Origin of the sequence: Arsenophonus sp. ENCA (genome assembly GCF_002287155.1) — a bacterium.
In the GTDB taxonomy this organism is placed as follows: Bacteria; Pseudomonadota; Gammaproteobacteria; order Enterobacterales; family Enterobacteriaceae; genus Arsenophonus; species Arsenophonus nilaparvatae.
On the sequence record NZ_NHNG01000310.1, the window covers coordinates 1 to 526 of the forward strand.

General features: G+C 37.6%; 2 protein-coding genes. Both read left to right on the forward strand.

Translation table 11 applies throughout. From position 1 onward, the window contains the following. A partial coding sequence (locus tag CBG25_RS08380) for a YeeE/YedE thiosulfate transporter family protein (RefSeq protein WP_290605976.1) occupies positions 1-206 on the forward strand: 206 nt, incomplete at its 5' end. Positions 207-218: 12 nt separating this feature from the next. Then, on the forward strand, positions 219-449 hold the full coding sequence (locus CBG25_RS08385; RefSeq protein WP_290605978.1) for a sulfurtransferase TusA family protein: 231 nt from the start codon (positions 219-221) through the stop codon (positions 447-449). Positions 450-526 lie beyond the last annotated feature (77 nt).

Below are 526 nucleotides of genomic sequence, written 5' to 3' on the forward strand. Positions count from 1 at the left end.
GTTTGACCACCGTGGTAAAAAGTTTTATTGGTGGTTTATTTATGGGGATCGGTAGCGGTTTAGCGGGTGGCTGCATGCTAGGTAATACTTTGGTTAATACCGCTTGGTTTTCATGGCAAGGCTGGGTGTTTATTCCTTGTATTATTTTCGGTAGTTGGCTCAGTAGTTACTTTACTGTGATCCGTCCATGGCAAATAAAATCATAGAGGTTATTGCATATGAGTGAAATTCAACTAGATACCAGAGAGAAGTTATGCCCATATCCACTAATTCAAGCGAAAAAAGCGATAGATTTAATGATAAACGGTGATATTTTAGTTATTAAATATGATTGTGCTCAAGCAACGAAGAATATTCCAAAGTGGGCGGCTAAATCAGGTCATGAAGTAATTGATTTTCAACAAACCGGCAACGCCCAATGGCAAATTACGCGTAAAAAAGGTAAATAAGATAATTACATTGAATAAATAAGGGGCACCTCGAAAAACCTAAGCCGAGTTTGATTTTGCTGATAAAGTTATCGGAA